Here is a 333-nt window from a genome sequence, read left to right as displayed (position 1 = left end):
CAACAACCAATCACAGTTATTGTTCGTCAGCTTTCCAAATTGTTAAAGAGCAGATTTTGTTCTTTCGAACGAAACCATTTTTAAAAACACTCATAAGAATGCGCTTAAAGATGGTGGAGCTATGCGGGATCGAACCGCAGACCTCCTGCGTGCAAGGCAGGCGCTCTCCCAGCTGAGCTATAGCCCCAAAAACTTAATGCTTTAAAGCCAACTCTTTTTGGGAAAAGAATTGGTGGGTCTGAGTGGACTTGAACCACCGACCTCCCGCTTATCAGGCGAGCGCTCTAACCAGCTGAGCTACAGACCCAGCATTAAACTCTTAACTTTTTAAAC

Annotated in this window: 2 tRNA genes; both read right to left on the bottom strand. The window is 45.0% G+C overall.

What is annotated here, in order from left to right:
* Positions 1–111: 111 nt before the first annotated feature.
* Positions 112–187, bottom strand: a tRNA-Ala gene (locus tag BCU12_RS10565).
* Positions 188–230: 43 nt separating this feature from the next.
* A tRNA-Ile gene (locus BCU12_RS10560) sits at positions 231–307 on the bottom strand.
* Positions 308–333 lie beyond the last annotated feature (26 nt).

It is taken from the genome of Vibrio sp. 10N.261.55.A7 (assembly GCF_002877365.1).
Lineage (GTDB): Bacteria > Pseudomonadota > Gammaproteobacteria > Enterobacterales > Vibrionaceae > Vibrio.
Note: the sequence above shows the minus strand (reverse complement) of the source record. Positions and strands in the feature narration are given on the sequence as shown.